The sequence below is a fragment of the Streptomyces mexicanus genome (assembly GCF_902506575.1).
Lineage (GTDB): Bacteria > Actinomycetota > Actinomycetes > Streptomycetales > Streptomycetaceae > Streptomyces > Streptomyces mexicanus.
In genome coordinates this window covers 3,886,162-3,909,557 of record NZ_LR732544.1, presented here as the reverse complement: position 1 = coordinate 3,909,557, position 23,396 = coordinate 3,886,162, and the positions used below count along the sequence as shown (strand labels likewise).

At 72.5% G+C, this 23,396-nt stretch carries 21 protein-coding genes; 6 read left to right on the top strand and 15 right to left on the bottom strand.

Going from position 1 to position 23,396, the window contains the following annotated elements; translation table 11 throughout:
- Positions 1–23: 23 nt before the first annotated feature.
- From GV126_RS17480 to GV126_RS17470, 3 genes are all read right to left on the bottom strand, one after another.
- On the bottom strand, positions 24–935 hold the full coding sequence (locus GV126_RS17480; protein ID WP_159667631.1) for an LLM class flavin-dependent oxidoreductase: 912 nt from the start codon (positions 933–935) through the stop codon (positions 24–26).
- Positions 936–976: 41 nt separating this feature from the next.
- On the bottom strand, positions 977–1,438 hold the full coding sequence (locus tag GV126_RS17475; protein WP_159667628.1) for a hypothetical protein: 462 nt from the start codon (positions 1,436–1,438) through the stop codon (positions 977–979).
- Between the two features lie 226 nt (positions 1,439–1,664).
- Entirely contained in the window at positions 1,665–3,422 is a 1,758-nt protein-coding gene (locus tag GV126_RS17470) for an SDR family oxidoreductase (RefSeq protein ID WP_159667625.1), read from the bottom strand.
- A gap of 226 nt (positions 3,423–3,648) precedes the next feature.
- Between GV126_RS17470 and GV126_RS17465 the strand changes: the two genes are divergently transcribed.
- The 5 genes from GV126_RS17465 to GV126_RS17445 all read left to right on the top strand — a co-directional run bounded on the left by GV126_RS17465 (position 3,649) and on the right by GV126_RS17445 (position 7,819).
- Entirely contained in the window at positions 3,649–4,632 is a 984-nt protein-coding gene (locus GV126_RS17465) for an ABC transporter ATP-binding protein (RefSeq protein WP_159673845.1), read from the top strand.
- The gene (locus GV126_RS17460) at positions 4,622–5,539 is read left to right on the top strand and encodes an ABC transporter permease (RefSeq protein WP_159667622.1); all 918 of its coding nucleotides are present in this window, start codon (positions 4,622–4,624) and stop codon (positions 5,537–5,539) included. Before GV126_RS17465 ends, GV126_RS17460 begins: the two co-directional genes overlap by 11 nt.
- Before the next feature lie 55 nt (positions 5,540–5,594).
- Entirely contained in the window at positions 5,595–6,506 is a 912-nt protein-coding gene (locus GV126_RS17455) for an ABC transporter ATP-binding protein (RefSeq protein WP_159667619.1), read from the top strand.
- Positions 6,507–6,516: 10 nt separating this feature from the next.
- A complete protein-coding gene (locus GV126_RS17450; protein ID WP_159667616.1) occupies positions 6,517–7,236 on the top strand; it encodes an ABC transporter permease subunit in 720 nt (239 codons plus the stop codon).
- Positions 7,237–7,552: 316 nt separating this feature from the next.
- Positions 7,553–7,819: a hypothetical protein gene (locus GV126_RS17445; protein WP_159667613.1), complete on the top strand. Its 267-nt coding sequence runs from the start codon at positions 7,553–7,555 to the stop codon at positions 7,817–7,819.
- A 10-nt stretch (positions 7,820–7,829) separates the two neighbouring features.
- Here GV126_RS17445 and GV126_RS17440 read toward each other — a convergent pair whose 3' ends face one another.
- The 9 genes from GV126_RS17440 to GV126_RS17400 all read right to left on the bottom strand — a co-directional run bounded on the left by GV126_RS17440 (position 7,830) and on the right by GV126_RS17400 (position 17,947).
- Positions 7,830–8,630 (bottom strand): HAD family hydrolase, encoded by an 801-nt coding sequence (locus GV126_RS17440; RefSeq protein WP_159667610.1) that lies wholly within the window; start codon positions 8,628–8,630, stop codon positions 7,830–7,832.
- Positions 8,627–9,904: a serine--tRNA ligase gene (serS, locus tag GV126_RS17435; RefSeq protein WP_159667607.1), complete on the bottom strand. Its 1,278-nt coding sequence runs from the start codon at positions 9,902–9,904 to the stop codon at positions 8,627–8,629. The genes GV126_RS17440 and serS overlap by 4 nt, the downstream gene beginning before the upstream one ends.
- Positions 9,905–10,438: 534 nt before the next feature.
- Positions 10,439–11,374 (bottom strand): prephenate dehydratase, encoded by a 936-nt coding sequence (gene pheA, locus GV126_RS17430; protein WP_159667604.1) that lies wholly within the window; start codon positions 11,372–11,374, stop codon positions 10,439–10,441.
- An 88-nt stretch (positions 11,375–11,462) separates the two neighbouring features.
- Positions 11,463–12,755, bottom strand: coding sequence for an iron uptake transporter deferrochelatase/peroxidase subunit (gene efeB / locus GV126_RS17425; RefSeq protein ID WP_159667601.1), 1,293 nt, complete (start codon positions 12,753–12,755; stop codon positions 11,463–11,465).
- 8 nt (positions 12,756–12,763) lie between these two features.
- On the bottom strand, positions 12,764–14,809 hold the full coding sequence (locus tag GV126_RS17420; RefSeq protein ID WP_159667598.1) for a copper resistance CopC/CopD family protein: 2,046 nt from the start codon (positions 14,807–14,809) through the stop codon (positions 12,764–12,766).
- A 13-nt stretch (positions 14,810–14,822) separates the two neighbouring features.
- On the bottom strand, positions 14,823–15,305 hold the full coding sequence (locus GV126_RS17415) for a copper chaperone PCu(A)C (RefSeq protein ID WP_159667595.1): 483 nt from the start codon (positions 15,303–15,305) through the stop codon (positions 14,823–14,825).
- Positions 15,302–15,952, bottom strand: a complete 651-nt coding sequence (locus GV126_RS17410; protein WP_159667592.1) for an SCO family protein — start codon at positions 15,950–15,952, stop codon at positions 15,302–15,304. The genes GV126_RS17415 and GV126_RS17410 overlap by 4 nt, the downstream gene beginning before the upstream one ends.
- A 98-nt stretch (positions 15,953–16,050) precedes the next feature.
- Positions 16,051–16,782: a YcnI family copper-binding membrane protein gene (locus GV126_RS17405; RefSeq protein WP_159667588.1), complete on the bottom strand. Its 732-nt coding sequence runs from the start codon at positions 16,780–16,782 to the stop codon at positions 16,051–16,053.
- Positions 16,783–17,080: 298 nt separating this feature from the next.
- Positions 17,081–17,947: a hypothetical protein gene (locus GV126_RS17400; RefSeq protein ID WP_159667585.1), complete on the bottom strand. Its 867-nt coding sequence runs from the start codon at positions 17,945–17,947 to the stop codon at positions 17,081–17,083.
- 312 nt (positions 17,948–18,259) lie between these two features.
- On the opposite strand from GV126_RS17400, the gene GV126_RS17395 reads away from it, so the two are divergent.
- Entirely contained in the window at positions 18,260–18,706 is a 447-nt protein-coding gene (locus GV126_RS17395) for an ATP-binding protein (RefSeq protein WP_159667582.1), read from the top strand.
- A 52-nt stretch (positions 18,707–18,758) separates the two neighbouring features.
- On the opposite strand, the gene pdxR is transcribed toward GV126_RS17395, so the two are convergent.
- The 3 genes from pdxR to GV126_RS17380 all read right to left on the bottom strand — a co-directional run bounded on the left by pdxR (position 18,759) and on the right by GV126_RS17380 (position 23,221).
- On the bottom strand, positions 18,759–20,123 hold the full coding sequence (gene pdxR / locus GV126_RS17390; RefSeq protein ID WP_159673843.1) for a MocR-like pyridoxine biosynthesis transcription factor PdxR: 1,365 nt from the start codon (positions 20,121–20,123) through the stop codon (positions 18,759–18,761).
- Between the two features lie 189 nt (positions 20,124–20,312).
- Positions 20,313–21,773, bottom strand: a complete 1,461-nt coding sequence (locus tag GV126_RS17385; RefSeq protein ID WP_159667579.1) for an aminopeptidase P family protein — start codon at positions 21,771–21,773, stop codon at positions 20,313–20,315.
- A gap of 155 nt (positions 21,774–21,928) precedes the next feature.
- Positions 21,929–23,221: a PP2C family protein-serine/threonine phosphatase gene (locus GV126_RS17380; RefSeq protein ID WP_236570037.1), complete on the bottom strand. Its 1,293-nt coding sequence runs from the start codon at positions 23,219–23,221 to the stop codon at positions 21,929–21,931.
- Between the last annotated feature and the right edge of the window lie 175 nt (positions 23,222–23,396).

Here is a 23,396-nt window from a genome sequence, read left to right as displayed (position 1 = left end):
GCACATCTGAGGGGTTGCCTCGGTCACGCCAGCTGGCCCGGTGCCTCCATCGCGATCTGCTCGAAGACCTTCTGGTCCGCCGCGAAGTCCGAGTCCGGGATCGGCCAGTGCAGCACGATCTCGGTGAATCCCAGCTCCCGGTGCCGGCCCGCGAAGTCGACGAACGCGTCGAGCGACTCCAGCGGACGCCCGCGGTCCGGGGTGAAGCCGGTGAGCAGGATCTTGTCGAGGTCACGCACGTCCCGTCCGATCGCGGCGCAGGCCTCGGCGAGTTTCTCGGTCTGGCCGCGCAGGGCCTGGAGGGACTGCTCCGGCGTACCGTCCTCGAACAGCTTCGGGTCGCCCGTGGTCACCCATGCCTGTCCGTGGCGTGCGGCGAGCCGCAGCCCGCGCGGACCGGTCGCGGCCACCGCGAACGGCAGCCGGGGCCGCTGCACACAGCCGGGGATGGTGCGCGCCTCGTGCGCCGAGTAGAAGGAGCCCTCGTAGGTGACCCCGTCCGTGCCGTCTTCGGTGAGCAGCCGGTCCAGCAGGGAGACGAACTCGGCGAAGCGATCGGCGCGCTCCCGCGGTGTCCACGGGGCCTGGCCGAGCGCGGTGGCGTCGAAACCGGTGCCGCCCGCGCCGATGCCGAGGGTGATCCGGCCGCCGGAGATGTCGTCGAGCGAGATCAGCTCCTTGGCGAGGGTGACCGGGTGCCGGAAGTTCGGCGAGGTGACCAGGGTGCCCAGGCGGATCCGTTCGGTCACGGCCGCGGCGGCGGTCAGGGTGGGCACGGCGCCGAACCACGGGCCGTCCCGGAAGCTGCGCCAGGAGAGGTGGTCGTAGGTGTAGGCGGTGTGGAACCCCAGTTGCTCGGCACGGGTCCATGCCGAACGACCGCCTTCGTGCCAGCGGCGGTACGGAAGGATCACGGTGCTCAGGCGCAGAGTCATGGGCTCGAGCGTACGGGGCCGCGCAGTTTCACGTGAAACGCTCACCGTATGCGGGCGGCCAGCCACGGAGTGAGGCCGATCAGCGGGATGTGCTCGTGGTACGTCCGGTCGCCGGGCAGGGGGACGACGAGGCGGTGTCCGGGCGGAAAGCGCCGGGTCCGGACGTAGGCCCGGTCGTCGAGGACGGCGCGCAGGAAGGCCGGGACGTCGTCGCGGGGTACGTCGGGACATTCGATGCCCTCCACGGTGAGCAGGGCGTCGTCCTCGGGATACAGCCGCACCGCCAGGCGGGGCAGACCGCCGAACTCGACGTAGGCCTCGTGCGGGAGCGAGCCGTCCGGGTCGGTGGTCACCCCGACGCCCGCGGCGCTGCGGCGGGAGGTCTGGTCGGCACCGATGGCGTGGGACACCTCGATCGCACGCCCGAACTCCGCGGCGAGGAGGCGGCAGGCGGCCACGGCGGCCTCGGTCGTGGGCAGATGGCGGTCCATGCGCTCGATCATGCCCGCTCCCCCGTCAGTGCTCCGAAGCGAAGCGCAGGTACTGCGGGGCACGGTGCCCCGTCAGCCACACGCGGTGTTGTCACTGACGCGGAGAGGAGAAGTCATGCAGAAATTTTTCACTCCGGAGGTTTGATCCACAGCAAGTCGCGTTATCCACAAGGCGCGTGGGCGCTTCTGTGGACAACTCACCGATACCCCGGGGGATTTCGCCGGTCCGGGGCGTTCCTCACAGCCGTGGCTGCACGCGCGCCAGCCTGCGCAGGGCACGCGGGGTGAAGCGGGACATGGCGTGGAAGAGGCGGGCCTCGACTGTCACCGGCACCACCGCGTCGTCGCGGACGACGGCACGCAGGACGGCCTGGGCCACCTTCTCCGGCGGGTAGTTGCGCAGCCCGTACAGGCGGGCCGCGCGCTTCTGCCGGCGCCTCTCCTCCTCCGCGTCGACGCCGGCGAAGCGCGCCGTCGCGGTGATGCCGGTGTTGACGAAGCCGGGACAGACCGCGGTGACGCCGATCCCCTGCCCGGCCAGTTCCGCGCGCAGGCACTCGCTGAGCATCAGCACGGCCGCCTTGGAGGTGCTGTAGGCGGGCAACAGCCTGGAGGGCTGGTAGGCGGCCGCCGAGGCGATGGTGACGATGTGGCCGCCCTGCCCGCGCCCGGCCATCTGCCGCCCGAAGAGCCGGCAGCCGTGGATCACACCCCACAGATTGACGTCGAGGACCTTCCTCCAGTCCTCGGTCGTGTGGTCGAAGAACGAGCCGGACAGGCCGATGCCCGCGTTGTTCACCAGCACGTCCACCACGCCGTACTCGGCCGCGACCTTCTCGGCGAGCTTCTCCATCGCCTGCTCGTCGGAGACGTCCACCGTCTCCGCCCAGGAGGCCGGCGCGCCCTGCGACCGGGCCAGTCCGGCGGTGCGGGCGGCGCCCTCGGCGTCGCGGTCCACGACCACCACACGTGCCCCGGACCCGGCGAAGGCCAGCGCGGTCGCCCGGCCGATGCCACTGCCGGCGCCGGTCACCAGCACCAGCTGCCCGGCGAAGCGGTCGGCGTACTTCCCGGTGGGGGCGCACTCGGGGCGTCCGCTCTCGGTCGCGGTCACGAACTCGGTGATCCAGTCCGCCAGGCGGTCGGGGCGGGTGCGCGGGACCCAGTGCTTGGCCGGCAGCGTACGGCGCACCAGTTGCGGAACCCACTGCTCCAGGTCGTCGTAGAGCCGTTCCGACAGGAAGGCGTCTTCCAACGGGGTGATGAGCTGCACGGGCGCGTGCGCGTGGGCGTCCGCGCGCGGCCTGCGCAGCCGGGGCCGGGTGTTGTCCCGGTACAGCCAGGCGCCGTGTGCCGCGTCGCGCGGCAGGGACGAGGTCGGGTAGTCGCCGCCGGGCAGCTTCTCGACGCGCCGCAGAAGCGCCGGCCAGGACCTGCCGAGCGGGCCGCGCCAGGCCAGTTCCGGCAGGGCGGGTGTGTGCAGGAGGTACACGTACCAGGACTTCGCGCCCTGTCCGAGGAGCTGGCCCACCCGGCGCGGTGTGGGCCGCTTGAGGCGGCTGTGGATCCAGTGGCCGAAGTGGTCGAGCGACGGCCCCGAGATGGAGGTGAAGGAGGCGATCCGGCCCGCGGTGCGCCCAACGGTGACGAACTCCCAGGACTGCACCGATCCCCAGTCGTGCCCCACCAGGTGCACCGGCTTGCCGGGGCTGACCGCGTCCGCCACGGCCAGGAAGTCGTCGGTGAGCTTGTCGAGGGTGAACCCGCCGCGCAGCGGTCGCGGCGCCGTGGAGCGGCCGTGGCCCCGGACGTCGTAGAGCACCACGTGGAAGCGGTCGGCGAGGCGCGCGGCGACCTCGGACCACACCTCCTTGCTGTCCGGGTAGCCGTGCACGAGCACGACCGTCGGCCGCTGCGGGTCCCCCAGCTCGGCCACGCACAGCTCCACTTCGCCGGTGTGCACCCGGCGCTCCCGCGCCCCCTGCAACGGCGTCACGCGCGTCACCCTCCTCCGGCCCGGCGCCGCGGTCAGCGGCGACTCGGGCGACTGTCGCAGTAGTTAGACTGCGCGTCAATAGGGCGGGTGGAGACGTCTCCACCCCCTCCCGTGCTACTTGGGAGCCTGTCCCCTAGGGACCCCGTAATACTCGAGACGGACCCCGAAACGGCTCTGCGGTCTGACGACTGGCGTGGCGCGCGTCACTACCGTCGAAGACGTGACTGTGATCGCGACCGAAAGCCTGAGCAAGCGGTTCCCCCGGGTGACCGCGCTCGACCGGCTGTCCGTGGACATCGGAGCCGGTGTGACCGGACTTGTGGGCGCCAACGGCGCCGGCAAATCCACCCTCATCAAGATCCTGCTGGGCCTGTCCCCCGCCACGGAGGGCCGCGCCGAGGTGCTCGGCCACGACGTCGCCACCGAGGGCGCCGCCATCCGCGAGCGCGTCGGCTACATGCCGGAGCACGACTGCCTGCCGCCCGACGTCTCGGCCACCGAGTTCGTCGTCCACATGGCGCGCATGTCCGGCCTGCCGCCCACCGCCGCGCGCGAGCGCACCGCGGACACCCTGCGCCACGTCGGCCTGTACGAGGAGCGCTACCGCCCCATCGGCGGCTACTCCACCGGCATGAAGCAGCGCGTCAAGCTCGCGCAGGCCCTGGTGCACGACCCGCAGCTGGTCTTCCTCGACGAGCCGACCAACGGCCTCGACCCGGTCGGCCGGGACGAGATGCTCGGCCTGATCCGCCGCGTGCACAGCGATTTCGGCATCTCCGTGCTGGTCACCTCCCACCTGCTCGGCGAACTGGAGCGCACCTGCGACCACGTCGTCGTCATCGACGGCGGCAAGCTGCTGCGCTCCAGCTCGACCACCGACTTCACCCAGACCACGACCACCCTCGCCGTCGAGGTCACCGACAGCGACGAGCACCCGGACGGCACCCGCGCGGTGCGCGACGCGCTCCACGCGCGCGGGGTGCCCACCGAGGACGGCACCGGGCTGCCGGGCGCCGGCCACGTCCTGCTCCTGACCGCACAGGGCGAGGAGACCTACGACCTGGTGCGGGACGTGATCGCGGACCTCGGACTCGGCCTGGTGCGCATGGAACAGCGCCGCCACCACATCTCCGAGGTCTTCCGCAACGGCGAACAGCACGGCGACGAACGCGACGGACAGCGGAAGGAGGCGGTCGGCCATGGCGGTTGAGCGGCCCCTGCCCACACCGGTCACCTCGACGGGTGACCAGACGCGCATCCACAACATCGGCTACCGGTCCTACGACGGCCCCCGGCTCGGCCGCGCCTACGCCCGCCGGTCGCTGTACTCGCAGTCCCTGCGCGGCGCCTACGGCCTCGGCCGCTCGGCGAAGTCCAAGGTCCTGCCGATGCTGCTGTTCGTGGTGATGTGCGTGCCCGCGGCCATCATGGTCGCCGTCGCGGTCGCCACCAAGGCCAAGGACCTGCCCGTCGACTACACCCGCTACGCGATCATCATGCAGGCCGTCATCAGCCTGTACGTCGCCTCGCAGGCGCCCCAGGCCGTCTCGCGCGACCTGCGCTTCAAGACCGTGCCGCTGTACTTCTCCCGGCCCATCGAGACCGCGGACTACGTGCGCGCCAAGTACGCGGCCCTCGCCTCGGCCCTGTTCATCCTGACCGCCGCGCCGCTGCTCGTGCTCTACGTGGGCGCGCTGCTGGCCAAGCTGGACTTCGCCGACCAGACCAAGGGATTCGCCGAAGGACTCGTCTCCGTGGCTCTGCTCTCACTGCTCTTCGCCGGCATCGGCCTGGTCATCGCCGCCGTCACCCCGCGCCGCGGCTTCGGCATCGCAGCCGTGATCGCCGTCCTCGTCATCTCCTACGGCGCGGTCTCCACCCTCCAGGCCATCGCCGACGTCCAGGACTCCTCCGGCGCCATCCCCTGGATCGGCCTGTTCTCACCGATCACCCTGATCGACGGCGTACAGAGCGCCTTCCTGGGCGCGACCTCCGCGGCCCCCGGAGGCGTCGCTCCGGGCACCGGAGCCGGCATCGTCCACGTCCTGGTCGTCGCGGGCCTGGTCGCCGCCGCCTATGGCCTGCTGCTGCGCCGCTACAGGAAGGTGGGCCTGTGATGACCACCCCCGCCCCGTCGTCCGCCACCACCCTTCCGAAGAAGGGGCTGCGCCCATGAGCACGCTCTCCATCGACCACGTCTCCCGCTGGTTCGGCAACGTGGTCGCCGTCAACGACGTCACCATGAGCATCGGGCCCGGCGTCACCGGACTGCTCGGCCCCAACGGCGCCGGAAAGTCGACGCTGATCAACATGATGGGCGGCTTCCTGGCCCCCTCCACGGGCACCGTCACCCTCGACGGGCAGCCGGTGTGGCGCAACGAGCAGATCTACCGCCACATCGGCATCGTGCCCGAGCGGGAGGCGATGTACGACTTCCTCACCGGCCGCGAATTCGTCCTCGCCAACGCCGAACTGCACGGCCTGGGCGCGAAGGAGGCCCAGAAGGCGCTGGCCACGGTGGAGATGGAGTACGCCCAGGACCGGAAGATCTCCACGTACTCCAAGGGCATGCGCCAGCGCGTGAAGATGGCGAGCGCGCTCGTGCACGAACCCTCCCTGCTCCTGCTGGACGAGCCGTTCAACGGCATGGACCCGCGCCAGCGCATGCAGCTGATGGACCTGCTGCGCCGCATGGGCGACGAGGGACGCACGGTGCTGTTCTCCTCCCACATCCTGGAGGAGGTCGAACAGCTCGCCTGGCACATCGAGGTCGTCGTCGCCGGACGGCACGCGGCCAGCGGCGACTTCCGCAGGATCCGCCGCCTGATGACCGACCGTCCGCACCGCTATCTGGTCCGCTCCAGCGACGACCGGGCCCTGGCGGCCGCGCTCATCGCCGACCCCTCCACGTCCGGCATCGAGGTCGACCAGGTCGAGGGCGCCCTGCGCATCCAGGCCGTGGACTTCGGCCGCTTCACGGCCCTGCTGCCCAAGGTGGCCCGGGACCACGGCATCCGGCTGCACACGGTCTCGCCGTCCGACGAGTCCCTCGAGTCCGTCTTCTCGTATCTGGTCGCGGCGTAGGAGGCCGAAGATGTACGACCCCACCGTCGCCCGGCTCACCTACCGGGCCCTGCTCGGCCGCCGCCGGGCCCTCGTCCTCGGCGCGCTGCCGCTGCTGCTCGTCGTCATCGCACTCGTCGTCCGCGCCCTGACCGGCGCCGACGACCAGACCGCGGTGAACGTCCTGGGCGGCTTCGCGCTCGCCACCATGGTGCCGATCATCGGCGTGATCGCCGGCACCGGCGCGATCGGTCCGGAGATCGACGACGGTTCCGTCGTCTACCTGCTGTCCAAGCCGCTCAAGCGGCCCACGATCATCTTCACCAAGCTGATCGTCGCCGTCGCCGTGACCATGGTCTTCTCGGCGGTGCCGACCCTGATCGCCGGTCTGATCCTGAACGGCAACGGCCAGCAGATCGCCGTCGCCTACACGGTCGCCGCGCTCGTCTCCTCCATCGCCTACTCGGCGTTGTTCCTGCTGCTGGGCACGGTGTCCCGGCACGCGGTGGTCTTCGGGCTGGTCTACGCGCTGGTCTGGGAGGCGCTGTTCGGCTCCCTGGTGCCGGGCGCGCGCACGCTGAGCGTCCAACAGTGGTCGCTGGCCGTGGCCCACAAGATGGCCGGAGGCGATCTGGTGACCTCCGAGGTGGGGCTGCCGACGGCCACCGTGCTGCTGGTGGCGGTCACCGTCCTGGCCACCTGGTACGCCGGGCAGAAGCTGCGGTCGCTGACGCTGGCGGGCGAGGAGTGACGGGCTCCCGGCTTTGACGGGGGCTTCGTCTCGCCCGGGCCCACTGGGCGGGCGGTGCCGCAGCCGGTGCCACCGCTGGCGGTCACCCGTCTGTTCGTTTTATTCGGTGGCGTCCGATGTCGTGGCAGGGCACAGTGGTTGTGCCCCAAACGCCGGGATCGTCCCGGCGTCACCGACTGGGAGCGGAGGTGGGCGACGCCCATGCACGGCAGTACGCCCCCCTCCCGACAGGGCGGCCCGAGGCCGGCTCCGGAGTGATGCGCCACCCCTCCGTGGAGCCGCGGGGACTGCCCGGGGCGGCCGCTTCGAGCACGCGATGTCGCTCTCGCGTGGGCCGCCCACCCAGCCGTTGCCACGGGGGCTCGGCCGCGCGCGGTGGCCGAGCCCCCCGGGCTTCGGGCCTGGATCGGACCGAAGCACGAGCGACCCGGACCCCACCTTCAGCGGCGACGGCCGGCTGATCACGCACTTCTCGGCGGGCGACTTCTCGAGTGCTCATGAGGTGGCGCTGCGGTCCGACGGCAGGATCGTGGCCGCCGGTGACGCCGCGACGGACCTGGCCCTGGCCCGCTACCTGCCCTGACGCGGCGGCTCTAGCCGAGCAGCCGCTCCAGGACGACCGCGATCCCGTCCTCCTCGTTGGAGGACGTGATCTCGTCGGCCACCGCCCTCAGTTCCGCGTGGGCGTTGGCCATGGCCACGCCGCGGGCCGCCCAGGCGAACATCGGGACGTCGTTGGGCATGTCGCCGAAGGCGATCGTGTCGGCGGCCTTCAGGCCCAGCCGACGGGCCGCCAGGGACAGGCCCGTGGCCTTGGACAGGCCGAGCGGGAGCAGTTCCACGACGCCCTCGCCCGCCATGGCCACCGTGACGAAGCCGCCGGCGGTCTGCCGGGCCGCCTCCGCCAGCTCGTCGTCGCCCATCGTCGGATGCTGTATGTAGATCTTGTTCAGGGGCGCCGTCCAAAGGTCGGAGGCGGCCGTGAACGGAGTGGCGGGCAGCTTGCCGGTGACCGCGTAGCCCGGGCCCACCAGCACCTCGCCGTCCAGACCGTCCCGGCTGGCCGCCAGGTACAGCGGACCCACCTCGGCCTCGATCTTGGCCAGGGCCACGCCCGCAAGCTGCCGGTCCAGGGTGACCGAGGTCAGCAGGCGGTGGGAGCCGGCGTCGTACACCTGGGCGCCCTGGCCGCAGACGGCGAGGCCGTCGTAGCCGAGGTCGTCCAGGATGGGCCGGGTCCAGGGGACCGCGCGGCCGGTGACGACGATGTGCGCGGCGCCCGCCGCGGTGGCCGCGGCGAGCGCGTCACGGGTGCGCTGCGAGATCGACTGGTCGGAGCGCAGCAGTGTTCCGTCGAGATCGGTGGCGATCAGCCGGTACGGGAATCCGGTCACTTGGCGACCGGCTCCAGGACCTCACGGCCTCCCAGGTAGGGGCGCAGCACCTCGGGGACCCGGACGGAGCCGTCGGCCTGCTGGTGGTTCTCCAGGATCGCGACGATGGTGCGCGGGACGGCGCACAGCGTGCCGTTGAGCGTGGCCAGCGGGCGGACCTGCTTGCCGTCGCGGACGCGGATCTGCAGCCGGCGGGACTGGAACTCGGTGCAGTCCGAGGTCGAGGTCAGCTCGCGGTACTTGCCCTGGGTCGGGATCCACGCCTCGCAGTCGAACTTGCGCGCGGCCGAGGCGCCGAGGTCACCGGAGGCCACGTCGATGACGCGGAACGGCAGCTCCAGCGAGGTCAGCCACTGCTTCTCCCACTCCAGCAGCCGCCGGTGCTCCTCCTGCGACTCCTCGGGCGTGACGTAGGAGAACATCTCGACCTTGTCGAACTGGTGCACGCGGAAGATGCCGCGGGTGTCCTTGCCGTGCGAGCCGGCCTCGCGGCGGAAGCACGGCGAGAAGCCCGCGTAGCGCAGGGGCAGCCGGTCCGCGTCGATGATCTCGTCCATGTGGTACGCCGCCAGGGGCACCTCGGAGGTGCCGACCAGGTACAGATCGTCCTTGTCGAGGTGGTAGACGTCCTGGGCGGCCTGGCCGAGGAAGCCGGTGCCGGCCATCGACTGCGGGCGGACCAGCGCCGGGGTCAGCATCGGCGTGAAGCCGGCCGCCGTGGCCTGCGCCAGCGCGGCGTTCACCAGGGCCAGCTCCAGCAGGGCGCCGACGCCGGTGAGGAAGTAGAAGCGCGAGCCGGAGACCTTCGCGCCGCGCTCCACGTCGATCGCGCCGAGCAGCTGGCCCAGCTCCAGGTGGTCCTTGGGCTCGAAGCCCTCGGCGGCGAAGTCGCGGATGGTGCCGTGGGTCTCCAGCGTGACGAAGTCCTCCTCGCCGCCGACGGGCACGTCGGGGTGGACGAGGTTGCCGAGCTGGAGCAGCAGCTCCTGGGTCTCGGCGTCGGCCGCGTCGCGTGCGGCGTCGGCCTCCTTGACGTCGGCGGCCAGCTGGCTCGCCTTCTTCAGCAGCTCGGCCTTCTCCTCGCCGGTGGCCTTGGGGATGAGCTTGCCGAGCTGCTTCTGCTCGGCGCGCAGCTCGTCGAAGCGGACGCCGGACGACCTGCGCCGCTCGTCGGCAGACAGGAGGGCGTCGACGAGCGCGACGTCCTCTCCACGGGCACGCTGGGAGGCGCGCGCACGGTCGGGGTCCTCACGGAGCAGACGAAGGTCAATCACGCGTCCAGGCTACCGGTGCCGCGTTCCGCCTCACGACTCTGTATTCCGGAACGAGCATTACGTACCGTTATGGATGAATTGCGGTGTGTGTCCATTGCGGGCTCGCCTCTGTCCGGAGGGGGGTGGCCACCGCGCGGCGATTGGGCGGCGGTTGGCCGGATCGGCTTGTCGCCAGCGGCACTTGGGTCCGGGTTGTCCACAGCGCGGCGGACTTCCCGCAGAGTTATCCACAGGCTGTGCGAAAGATCTGTGGACGCCGGAATTGATCACTCCGGAAGTTGTGGCGGAGGGAAGTCGGAACGAAAGATTCCCGGTTCAAACCAGTCCGGCATCCACTTTCGGTGGAAAGAGGTCGCCCCAAAAGATGAATCAGAGGAAACGACTGGACGAAGGGTGACCTGTCCGGGCATGGATCCACCCAGGAGGTGTAAGGAGATTTGTCGACGGAATCGGCCTTTGATGCTGCCTGATGTCGACTTGTCCTCAGGTCGAGAAGGGAACCTGTGGATAACTTCTGTGGATAACCCCACGCGGCTAGAAACGGCCGTCCTGGCAGCGCGCCACCCAGTCCGCCGCCGCCATGAACTCCTCGTCCGAGGTCCCGGGGAACGGATCCCGTACGTCCGCGACCGAGACGTTCGCGCGCGGATAGGAGCCGAGGAACCGCACCTGCAGGCAGATCCGCTTCAGCCCCATCAGGGCCTCGGCCATCCGGCGGTCGGTGATGTGCCCCTCGGCGTCGATGCAGAAGCAGTAATTGCCGATGCCGGCGCCCGTCGGGCGGGACTGCAGCAACATGAGGTTGATGCCGCGGCTGGCGAACTCGCCCAGCAGGTCGCGCAGCGCGCCCGGGTGGTCGTCCCGCTGCCACAGCACCACGGAGGTCTTGTCGGCGCCACTCGGGGCCGCGGGCCGGGCAGGCCGGCCGACCAGCACGAACCGGGTCTGCGCGGTCTCCGGGAAGTCGTGGATGCCGGTCTCCAGGGCCTGCAGCCCGTACCGTTCGGCCGCGAACTCGCCGGCGAAGGCGGCGTCGAAGCGGCCCTCCTGGACCAGGCGGGCGCCGTCCGCGTTGGAGGCGGCCGACTCCCACACGGCGTCCGGGAGGTTCGCCTTGAGCCAGTTGCGCACCTGGGGCTGGGCGGCCGGGTGGGCGGTGACCGTCTTGATGTCCGACAGGCTCGTGCCGGGCCGCACCAGCAGCGCGAAGGTGATCGACAGCAGCACCTCGCGGTAGATCATCAGCGGCTGGCCCGCGACCAGTTCGTCGAGGGTGGTGGTGATGCCGCCCTCGACGGAGTTCTCGATCGGCACGAACGCGGCCTCGGCCTCACCGGTGCGCACCGCGTCCAGCGCGGACTGCACGGACACGTAGGGGACCAACTCCCGGGTGGCCGCCTCGGGAAGCGTACGCAGAGCGACTTCGGTGAAGGTGCCCTCGGGACCGAGATACGCATAGCTCGCTGGCATGACCTCACCCTAATGGCCTCTGAGCGAGGCGTCGCACGTGTCTCACGGGCGCCCCTCCCGCGGGTGAACGCGCGGTGCGGCGACCGGCTCATCCCTCCAGCAGCCGCTCCCCCACGTACTCACCCTTCGCCGCCCCACCGGGCACCGCGAACAGTCCGCTGGCCTCGTGCCGGATGTACTGCGACAGCGCGTCCCCGCGGTCCAGCTTGCGCTGCACGGGCACGAAGCCGCGCAGCGGGTCCGCCTGCCAGCAGATGAACAGCAGGCCCGCGTCCGGGGTGCCGTCGGCGTCGTAGCCGTCGTGGTAGGAGAAGGGACGCCGCAGCATGGCGGCACCGCCGTTCTGGTCGGGCCGCGTGATCCGGGCGTGGGCGTTGACCGGGATCACGTACTCGCCGTTCTTGTCCGTCTTCTCCAGGTCCATCTCGGTCGTCTCGGTGCCCCCGGTGAGCGGGGCTCCGTCGGACTTGCGGCGCCCGATGACGTTCTCCTGCTGGGCGGGGGAGAGCTTCTCCCAGTCGTCCAGGAGCATGCGGATGCGGCGTACGACGGCGTAGGAGCCGTTCGCCATCCAGGAGGGCGTGCCGTCACCGGGCACGAAGATCCGCTGGGCGAAGTCGGAGTCGGTCGGCTTGGGATTGCCCGTGCCGTCGATCTGGCCCATCAGGTTGCGCGCGGTCATGGGGCGCGCGGTGGCGCCCGGTGACCGGTTGAAGCCGTTCATCTGCCAGCGGATGCGGGCGGCGCCGCCCGCGTCCTTCTGGATCGCGCGCAGGGCGTGGAAGGCGACCAGTGCGTCATCGGCGCCGATCTGCACCCACAGGTCGCCGTTGCTGCGGGCTTTGTCGAGGTGGTCGGAGGAGAAGTCCGGCAGCGGGTCGAGGGCGGCAGGGCGTTGCTTCTGCAGGCCGGTCCGGTCGAAGAAGCTGTGCCCGAAGCCGAACGTGATCGTCAGCGACGAGGGCCCGGCGTCCCGGGCGACGTCGGTGTCGCCGTGCGGGGCCGGCTCGCCCGCCATCAGCCGCTCGGCCGTCGTCGACCAGCGCCGCAGCAGCGCGGCCGCCTCCGTGCGGCCCGCGCCGGCCGCCAGGTCGAAGGCGATGAGGTGGCCGCAGGACTGGAGGGCGTCGGTGATGCCGGGCTGATGTTTCCCGTGAAACTTTGCGCGGCCCGCACCGAGTGAGGTGAGCGGGGCGGCACCGGCGGGTGCGGCCGCCGCGTATCCGGCGGCGGCGCCCGCCGCGCCCCGCGCGAGCCCGGTGGCGCCGGCGGTGCCGAGCAGCCGTCGTCGGGACACGCCGGTGCGGGGGGAGACGTTCTCGGTGCCGGCCTGCCGGGGGAGGCGGGCGGTTTCCGGGAGGGTCTGGTCCTGGTCGGTCATGGTGGAGCTCAGCCGATCTGCGCGTTCTTGGTGACGGTCACCTCGTCGATGTCGGAGGTCCGCACGGACACGGCGACCTTCCAGTCGCCCGCCATGGGGATCTGCACTCCGCTCGCGGCCCAGTGGCCGGTGGTGATGTGCTCGGGCGCCACCGGCAGCGGCCCGATGTTCTTCGAGGTCAGGGTCAGGGCGACCTTGATCTCCGGGATGTCGAAGGGCCGGCCGTCGGGCCGCTCGACGTACACGTGCAGCTCGTTGCCGCCGACCCGCGCGGGGTCGAGGTCGAGCCGTACGACGCCCTTGCCGTTCTCGCCACCGGTGTCGAACGGCATGTCGAGGGTGACCGTCCCCGCGGACGACGAGGAGGACGCGGAGGACGATGTGGCGGCCGTGGCCTCCTCCTGGGTGCGGGCCGGTTCGGTCTGCGTGAGCACGGTGGTGACGGCGAGCACCACGACGGCGACGGCCGCCTCCGCGAGCACGGAGCGGCGCAGTCCGAACCGGTTCGGATCGGCGTCGCGCAGCCGCTTGCGCCGCGCGGCGTCCACGGCGGCGCGCTGCCGCGCCAGCTGCGCGGCCCGCCGCGCGTCTCCGGCGGCCGACCCGCCCGGGTCCGCGGCCGCGGCGCCGCCACCGACGCCTGCGGGCTGCTTCGCCTTCGGCCTGTCCGCCTCTTCCGCTCCCGCCGTGTCCGCCTGCTGCGCCGTCTCGGCGGCGTGGCTGCTCTCCGTCACCCCGGCCGTGTCCGGGCCGGCGTCCGTGTCCCGCCGGTCGTGCTCCTGCGCCGCGTCCTTCCGTGCCGAGGTCAGGGCCCCGCCGTCCGCCGCCCGCGCCAGCCGTCCCGTCCAGCGGCGCGAGAACCACGCGAGGGCGATCATCACCAGCACCAAACCGATCTTCACCAGGAGCAGCTGCCCGTAGCGGGTGCCGGTCAATGCGGACCAGGAGCCCACCTGGCGCCAGGCCTGGTAGGTGCCGGTGGCGACGAGCGCCAGGACCGACCCGAAGGCGATCCGCGAGAAGCGGTGCACGGCAGCGGCCGGGACGGGCGTCTCGGCGGGCGCCCGGTACAGCGCGATCAGCAGCGTGGCGAGCCCGCCGAACCAGGCGGCGACGGCGAGCAGGTGGATCACGTCGACCGGCATGGCGATGCCCGGCTGCAGCCCGGTCGAGGCGTGCTCGGCCATCGCCCAGCTCGCGGCGAGTCCGGCGGCGACCACGACGCCGCCGATCGCGAGCCCGAACGTCAGGTCCCGTTTCTCCTCCTCGGCCCGCTTCTCGTACGCGCCGAAGAGCACCGCGACGAACAGCGCGGCGGCGGCGAGCAGCAGCAGCCGGGAGACGAGCGCCGCGCCCGTCTTGGTCTGCAGCACCTGCCCGAGCAGGTCCATGTCGACGACGTCACCGAGCTTGCCGGAGGTGGTGTACGAGCCGCGCAGGAGCAGCAGCGCCAGGGTGGCGGCGGTCAGCGCGAGCCAGCCGCTGACCACGGTGCGCTGGACGATCCGCACGCCGGCCCCGCGCTGCCAGCAGGCCAGGACGAAGGCGGCCCCACCGACCAGGACGATCAGGCCGGCGTAGGACACGTACCGACCGATCCCGTACAGCACGCCGACGGTTCCGCCGCCGGCCTCCTGACCGCCGACGGCGACCGAGGTCTTGGAGGGTGCGCCGATGGAGAAGGTGTAGGCGCCGCCCACCGGGTGGCTGTCGGCCGAGACGACCTGGTAGGTGACGGTGTAGGTGCCCTGGGCGAGGCCGCCGCGCAGCCGCACGGCGTAGGTGGTCCCGCTGACGTTCGCGGGTTTTCCGGCGTCCACGCGCGTGCCGTGCGGGTCGAGGACGCGCAGCGAGTCGTCGTTCAGGGCGACCTTCTCGGAGAAGGTCAGCGACACCTGGGCGGGTGCCGTGGCGACCACCACCCCCTGCTGGGGGTCGCTGCCGGTCAGCGCGGCGTGCGCCGAGGCCGGACCGGCGCCGGCCAGGAGCAGGCCGGTGGCGGCCAGGAGCAGCAGCACCAGGGTCCGGGCGCGGGGGGCGATGGTCCGCGTCAAGGTGGTCCCTTTCTCAGTGTCCGGTCGCGGGGTTGTAGGTGGCCGGCTTCACCGGCATCCGGACCTTCAGGTCCCCGGACGTGGCGAAGTGCAGTTCGACGGTGATCGTCCGGCCCTGGACGGGCTTGGTGGTGAGCCGGTCGAACATCAGGTGGTTGCCGCCGCTGCGGAACACCAGCCGGCCGTGGGCGGGGACGGTGAGGCGGTCGACCTGCTCCATCGCCCCGCCGTCGGTCCGGTGCAGGGTGACGGAGCCGGCGGCGTCGCTGGTGACCGAGGTGAGCTGGTCGGCGGCGTCTCCCTTGTTCTCGATCGTCAGGAAACCGGCGGCCATGGAGTCGGAGACCGGCTCGGGTATGTAGGGCGAGGTGACGGACAGCTCGGGCCCGGACCCGCCGGACTCCGCGCCGGAGGCGGACCCGCCGCACCCGGTCAGCAGCACGGCACCGGCCAGGGCCGTCACGGCGAGCGGGACCGCCGTGGTCGGCCGCCTCACGGGTTCTGCCCCTTGATGATCTTGGGGAGGTCCTTGGTGTAGTCGTCGACGGTGGCGTCCTCGCCGTAGACGACGTAGCCCTGGTTCGTCTTGGGCGAGAAGGCGACCACCTGGGTGCCGTGTACCGAGACGAGCTTGCCGTTCTTGTCCTTCTTGGTCGGCTCGATGGCGATCCCCAGGCTGCGGGCCCCGGCCTGGATGGTGGCGAAGTCGCCGGTCAGCCCGATGAACTGCGGGTCGATGCCGTTGAGCCACTTGCCGAGTTCGGCGGGGGTGTCGCGGCCGGGGTCGGTGGTGACGAAGACGACGCGGAGCTTGTCCTGCTCGGCCTTGGGCAGGGCCTTCTTGGCGACCGCGAGGTTGTTCATGGTCAGCGGGCAGACGTCGGGGCAGTGGGTGTAGCCGAAGTAGATCAGCGTGGGCCGGCCCGCCGTCTCCTGACGGAGGTCGTACTTCTTGCCGTGGGTGTCGGTGAGCACCAGGTCGGGCTTCTCGAACGGCTGGTCGAGGACCGTCGCCGCCTGGTGGGAGGTCTCCTCGGAGACGACGGCGACGGGCTTGCCGCTGTCGTCCCCGCTGCCGCAGGCGGTGAGGGTCATGGTGGCGGCGGCGAGCATCGCGGCCGCCGCGAACGTCTTCTTGCGCATAGAAAAATGTCCCAGATGTGAGGTCTCCGGTGCGCACCGGGGTCGTACGCAAGCGTCGTACGGCCCCGGTGCGCGACCCGGACGAAAGACGAGCAGCGTCAGGCGGTGGTCCGCCGGCGGCCGGCGAACACGCCGTAGGCCACGCCCGCGGCGCCGAGGACGATGCCCACGACGCCCAGGACGCGGGCGGTGGTGTCCGTGTCGTTCTGCGCGGCGGCGGAGGCCGTGCCGCTCCGGGCGGCGGCCGGGGTGGCGTCGTCGGACGCCCCCTTCCCGTCACTGCCGGAGGCCGCGGCCAGCTCCAGCACCGGCGCCGGGTTGTCCGGCTCGGCCTGGCCCTTCTGCGGCACCTCGATCCAGCGGACGACCTGCTTGTCGGAGTACGTCTGCAGCGCCTTGAAGACGAGCTGGTCGGCGTCCTCGGGCAGCTGGCCGACGGACACCGGGAACTTCTGGAAGAAGCCCGGCTCGATGCCGTCGCCGTCGGCGGTCCAGGTCACCTTGGTGACGGCCTCGGAGATCGTCTCGCCGTGCATCTGCACGGGCTTGGCCAGCTTGGACTTGGTGATGTCGATCTTCCAGCCGTTCATCGGCTGCGGCATCACCGAGGCCAGCGGGTGGTCGGTGGGGAAGTTGACCTCGACCTTGGTGGTGGAGGCGTTGTCGCGCTCGTTGGGGACCTTGAAGTCGACGACGGCGTAGCCGCCCTTGGTCGCGGTGCCCTCCGGCTGCACGGTGACGTGGGCGAACGCCGGGACGGACAGCGCGAGGACGGCCGTGCCGCTCAGGGCGCCGACGGTGACGAGCCGAGAGGTCTTGAAGGCCTTCATGGCAGGGAGCACTCCACTTCGAGTGAGTCCGGTCGTCCGGCCGGACGACCGGGTCGGAGCCCGGCCGTCCCGGTGTGTTCGGGGGACGACCGGGGTGGTGATGTCCGGTGGGTTCCGTTGGGAAAGGGCTGCCGGTGCGTCGGGGGAGGCGGTCGCAGGGGCCGGGCCTCTCGGACGCGGGCACGGCGCGCACGCGCCTGGATGTGCGGGCGCGCACCCGTGCCGCACGACGGCGGCCGCCTCCCTCGGACGGAACCCGCTCACGGGAGTCCGGTGGGTGCTGGTCGGCCGTGTCGCGTCAGGCAGCCAGGGAGAAGACGGCGGCCGGCGGGCCGCGGCGGATCACCGTGTGCTGGAGTGCGGTGGTGGGGGGCGCCAGGGACGAGGAGCCGGCGGTGCGCGAGAAGCGCGGGCCGGTGCCGGGGGCCGCGGGCAGCCCGGCGCACAGCGCGCGCACCAGGGCGAGCGCCCCGCGCAGGGAGCGTGCGAGGGCGCCCTCGGCCACTCCGTGCGCCGACAGCTCGATCAGCCGCAGCAGGGCGAGGTCGCCCCGGCGCAGCAGCCAGCCCCCGGGGATCGCGGCGAGCAGGTGCCCGAGCAGCATGGGCAGGGACGGCATCAGCGAGGCCGCCGTGCCCGCGGCGGACAGGGCGTCCGCCGAGTGGTGCAGAGCCGGTTGGGGGAGCGCGGAGGAGTGCGGGGCGGGACCGGCGTAGAGGTGGGCGCCGGTGAGGATCCGGTAGGCCCTGGCCGGGCTGATGGCGGCCGGGGTGGTGCCGCACATGTAGCGCGCGGCCTGCGCCACGAGCCACTCGTTCGGCATGGCGCGGCCGGTCGCCCCTACCGTGCCCAGGTTCATCGACCCCATGGCGGCCATGCCGCCCGGTGCGTGCTGCCCGAGCCCGAACACCGTGTGCAGCGCGGTCTGCCCGACCGTGAGCAGCGCCGCGATCCCCGGCAGCGAGCGCGCCCGCCCGGCGAGCGGCGCCACGACGAGCAGCGTCCCCACGAAGCCCGCGCCCAGCGTCCACAGCGGCACGGTGGCACAGGAGGCCAGCGTGTGACCGGCCGCGGCCAGCACGACGCAGACCGCGGCGAACACCGCGGCCCGCAGCAGCCGGAGGTCGCGTCCGGCACGTGCCGTGCGCGTGTGGGGGGCAGACATGGCGGCCTCATCATCCCACTGGGCCGCCGCGCTCCGTACGCCAGGTCCGCAAAATGCGGTACGTCCCTATGGCCCCTTCTGCGCGTCGCTACGGCGCCCTCTCCGCGTCCCCCTGGCGCCTTCGCCGTTGTCCTCCCTGGCAGCTGCCTCGCGTTCCCCCTTGCACCTTCTGCGAAAGGTGGCTCGTGCATACACCGATTCCGGCGCCGCCGCATCCGCCGATCGGGCGGTCCGGCGTCAACGCGGTGCTTACGGCCGGACACGCCGGGCAATACGTATCGGTATGTCGAGCCGCGGCCAGGAGGCTGGAGCATGAGCATCTGGTGGTCACTCCATCTGCGGCGTGACGCTGCGAGCGTGCCGCTCGCCCGGCGGCTGCTGCTGGGCACGATGGAGACCGCGGGCGTCGACCCCGACATCTCCTACGAGCTGTCCGTCGCCCTGAGCGAGGCCTGCGCGAACGCCGTCGAGCACGGCGGGGACGGCGACTCCTCCGAGGTCTTCCGCGTCACCGCCTACCTGGACGGCGAGATGTGCCGCATCGAGGTGGCCGACGCGGGCCCCGGTTTCCCCTCCGGCGGGCGCAGCCCGCAGATCCGCGCCGCGCCGGCGGACGCCGAGCACGGCCGCGGCCTGTGCCTCATCCAGGAACTCGCCGACCACGTCCACATCGGCAACAAGCCGGGCCGGGGCGGGGCCGTGGTGAGCTTCGACAAGCTCCTCAAGTGGCGCGAGGACGCACCGCTGGTGGCGGTGTGAAACACAGCCGGCCGCTGCCGGCCGGGCCGCCGCGGGGGCGCCGGCTCACCCCTCACTCCCCGTCCAGGACCTTCGCCAGCACGTCCAGCGCCTGCGGAAACACCCGCTCCCGGGGCGTGCCGTAGCCGACGACGAGTCCCTGCGGCCGGTTCTCGCCCGGGCTGTGCCAGTGCTCGCCCAGGTGTCCGAGGGCGAGCCCCTCGGCCTCCGCCCGGGCCAGCACCCGGGCCTCGTCGGGGACGTCGACCAAGGCGTGCAGCCCGGCGGCGATGCCGCGCACCCGGCGGGAGCCCAGCCGGTCCAGCAACTGGTCCCGGCGGCGCCGGTAGCGCAGCCGGCAGGCGCGGACGTGCCGGTCGTAGGCGTGGCTGTCGATCAGCTCGGCGAGCGCCAGCTGCCCGATGGTCTCCGTGTGGTGGTCGCTGTGCAGCTTGGCGTCGGCGACCGCGTCGACCAGGTGCGGCGGCAGCACCATCCAGCCCAGCCGCAGGGCCGGCCCGAGGGTCTTGGAGGCGGTCCCCAGGTAGACGACGTGTCCCGGCGCCATGCCCTGCAGCGCACCCACGGGCTGGCGGTCGTAGCGGAACTCGCCGTCGTAGTCGTCCTCGACGATCAGTCCGCCGCGGGCGCGGGCCCAGTCGGTCAACGCCCGCCGCCGCTGCGGGTGCAGGGTCACGCCGGTCGGGTACTGGTGCGCGGGCGTGACGACCACCGCCTGCTCCTCGCCGAGGTCGTCGGCGCACACCCCGCGCTCGTCGACCCGTACCGGCACCGTGCTGCCGCCGTTGTGCCGCACCACCTGGCGGTGGAAGGCCGGCCCGGGGTCCTCCATGGCCATCGCGGCGCCGTCCAGCACCCGGGTGAGCAGCGCGAGTCCCTGCACATAACCCGAGGTGATCACGATCCGCTCGGGCGGCGCGAGCACCCCGCGCGCCCGGCCCAGGTAGCCCGACAGCGCGGTGCGCAGCTCGATCCGGCCGCGCGGGTCACCGTAGTCGTACGCCAGTGAGGGCGCCGTGGCGATGGCGCGGCGCAGCGCCCGCAGCCAGGCGGCCGCCGGGAACGCGCCCACGTCCGGGCTGCCGGGCCGCAGGTCGAAGCGCGGCGCGCCCGCGCGTGGCGCCGCTCCGGGCACCTCGGCCTCGACGGTGGGCAGCGCGGCGACCTGGGTGCCCGAGCCCTGCCGGGCGGTCAGGTAGCCCTCGGCGACCAACTGGTCGTAGGCCGCCTTCGCCGTGCCGCGGGAGATGCCCAGTTCGGCGGCCAGGCGCCGGGTCGCCGGCAGCCGGCTGCCGGGCGCCAGCCGTCCGTCCCGTACGGCGTCCCTGATGGCCCGCTCCAGACCGGCGCGGCGCCCGTCCGGGGCGTCCGGCTGGAGCCGCAGTTCCGCCCCCACCCCTGACCAGAATCCGTCCACGTCCACGACAACCCTCCCCCTGGGCACGTGAAGCCCGTCGCATCCGATGTTTCCCGTGAAACCGGGAACGCCCGTCTCCCGTGAACCAGGAACCCCACGCTCGTTTCCCGTGAAACCGGGTGACAGGCAAGGCGCCTGTCGGCACAGGAAGGGCCGGGCACCCATGGATGCCCGGCCGTCCCTCTCCTGTCAGCCCTTCAGCGACGCCATCCAGGACTCGACCTCGTCCGACCGGCGCGGCAGCGCGGCGGACAGGTTCCGGTTGCCGTCCTCGGTGACGAGGATGTCGTCCTCGATCCGCACGCCGATGCCGCGGTACTCCTGCGGGACCGTCAGGTCGTCGGCCTGGAAGTACAGGCCCGGCTCGACGGTGAGGACCATGCCCGGCTCCAGCGTCCCGTCGACGTAGGTCTCGGTGCGCGCGACGGCGCAGTCGTGGACGTCCATGCCGAGCATGTGCCCGGTGCCGTGCAGGGTCCAGCGGCGCTGCAGGCCGAGTTCCAGGACACGCTCGACGGGGCCCTCGACCAGGCCCCACTCGACGAGCTTCTCGGCGAGCACGCGCTGGGCGGCGTCGTGGAAGTCGCGGTACTTGGCGCCCGGCTTCACGGCCGCGATACCGGCCTCCTGGGCCTCGTACACGGCGTCGTAGATCTTCTTCTGGATCTCGCTGTACGTGCCGTTGACCGGCAGGGTGCGCGTGACGTCGGCGGTGTAGAGCGTGTGCGTCTCCACACCGGCGTCCAGCAGGAGCAGGTCGCCGGAGCGGACCGGGCCGTCGTTGCGCACCCAGTGCAGGGTGCAGGCGTGCGGGCCGGCCGCGGCGATGGTGCCGTAGCCGACGTCGTTGCCCTCGACGCGGGCGCGGAGGAAGAACGTGCCTTCGACGTAGCGCTCGCTGGTCGCCTCCGCCTTGTCGAGGACCTTCACCACGTCCTCGAAGCCGCGCACGGTGGAGTCGACGGCCTTCTGCAGCTCGCCGATCTCGAAGGCGTCCTTGACCAGGCGCATCTCGGAGAGGAAGACCCGCAGCTCCTCGTCGCGCTCGGCGGTGACCTTGTCGGTCAGGGCCGCCTCGATGCCGGCGTCGTAGCCGCGCACCACGCGGACCGGGCCGGTGGCCGCCTTCAGCTTCTCCGGCAGCTCGCGCACGTCGGAGGCGGGGATGCCGTACAGCAGCTCGGCCTCGGTCAGCGAGTGCCGGCGGCCGACCCACAGCTCGCCCTGTCCGTCGAGCCAGAACTCGCCGTTCTCCCGGTTGGAGCGGGGCAGCAGGTAGAGGGTCGCCTGGTGGCCGTCCGCGGTGGGCTCCAGGACGAGGACGCCGTCCTCGGTCTGGTTGCCGGTGAGGTAGGCGTACTCGACCGAGGACCGGAAGGGGTACTCGGTGTCGTTGGAGCGGGTCTTCAGGTTGCCCGCGGGGATCACCAGGCGCTCCCCGGGGAAGCGCGCGGACAGCGCGGCGCGGCGGCGGGCGGTGTGCTCCGCCTGCTCGATCGGCGCGAGGTCACGCAGCTCGGTGTCGGCCCAGCCGGACTTCATGTTCTCGGCGAGCTCGTCGGACACGCCCGGGTACAGGCCGTTCTTGCGCTGCTTGATCGGCTCTTCGGCCTCGGTCTCCGGGGTCTCCGGGGTGAGCTCCTCCGCCACGGTCTTCCTCCTTGATACGGCACTGGACCACCCCCCATCGTACGGTCGTACGGAAGGGGCCAGGGGCGCCGGCGCCTGTTACCCGGCGCTGGGGAAGCCGTGGCCGGGGGCTGCGCGAAGCCGGGCCGGGCGTTGCGCGAGGACGGGACCGGGAGTTACTCGAACCGCGCCGCCAGCAGCGCGACGTCCTCCGCGCCGTCGGTCGCGTCCAGGCCGTCCGGCAGCAGCGCGTGCAGCACGTGGTCGGCGACCGCGCCCGGGTCGTGCCGGATCGCGCGCGGGACGTTCGCCGCGGCCGCGTGCAGCCGGGCGAAGGCGTGGTCGACGGACTGACCGGTGCGGTGCAGCAGCCCGTCGGTGTACAGCAGCACCGTTTCGCCCGCGACCGTCTGGAACTCCACGCTCGGCGCCTCCCAGCAGGCGAGCATGCCCAGCGGCGCGGACACGGACGTCTCCACGAACTGCGTGCGCCGCTCGCCGACCAGCAGCGGCGGGCAGTGCCCGGCGCCGGCCAGGGTGATCCGGCGCAGCGCGGGCTCGCAGTAGGCGAACAGCGCGGTGGCCGATCGGGCGGGTTCCGTCAGCCGCAGCAGCAGCTCCAGGTCGGACAGGACGGCGACGGGGTCCTCGCCCTCCATCACGGCGTACGCGCGCAGGGAGGCGCGCAGCCGGCCCATGGCCGCGACGGCGCCGGGCCCGGAGCCGGTGACCGAGCCGACCGCGAGGCCGAGCGCGGCGTCGGGCAGGGGCAGCGCGTCGTACCAGTCGCCGCCGCCGCGCGGGCCGGTGCGGTGCCGGGCGGCGAGCTGGACGCCGGTGAGCCGGGGCAGCCGGGAGGGCAGCAGTTCCTCGTACATCGTCGCCATGCACGCGCGCGTGCGCTCGCCGTCCAGCAGCCGCGCCAGGTGCTCGGTGGCGAAGCGGGTGTAGAGGCCGGCCAGGTGCCGCCGCCGTTCGTCCGGTTCGGCGGGTTCGTCGTACAGCCACACGGCGGCGCCCAGGTGGCCGGCGGCCTCGGTGCACAGGGGCAGCGCGTAGCTGGCCGCGTAGCCCAGACGCGTGGCCACCTCGCGGTGGCGCGGGTCGAGACCGTCCTCCGCGAACAGGTCGGGCCGCACGACCTCGCCCCGGCGGCCGGGCCGTCCGGCGGCGGTGTCGAGCAGGGCGCCGTGGGGCAGCGCGCCGCGCGGCACGGTCTCGATGTGCCCGAGGTCGGAGCGGGCCAGGCCCAGGCCGACGGTCGTGTCGGGGCCCAGCCCGTCGTCCGGTTCCAGCGCGACGAGACCGCGCCGGGCGCCCACGAGGGCGGCACCGGCGCGCAGCAGTTCCTTCAGGGCGGCGTCCAGACGGTCCGTCCGGGCCAGCCGTTCGGTCAGCTCGTGCAGGGTGGTGAGGTCGGAGACCCAGCCCGCGAGCCGGTCCCGCAGGACGGCGCCGACGCCCCCCACCCGCCACGGCCTGCGCGCTCCGTCCTGCAGGACCGGCCCGCCGGCCGGGTCCCCGACCCCTCCCCCCCCCACGACCCCGCCCACCGCCCGGCCCCGCCCGACCCTCCCCACCCCCCCCCGCGGGGAACCCCCCCCCCCGGTCCCCCCCCCCTGGGCCCCCGGCCCCGCCCCCCCC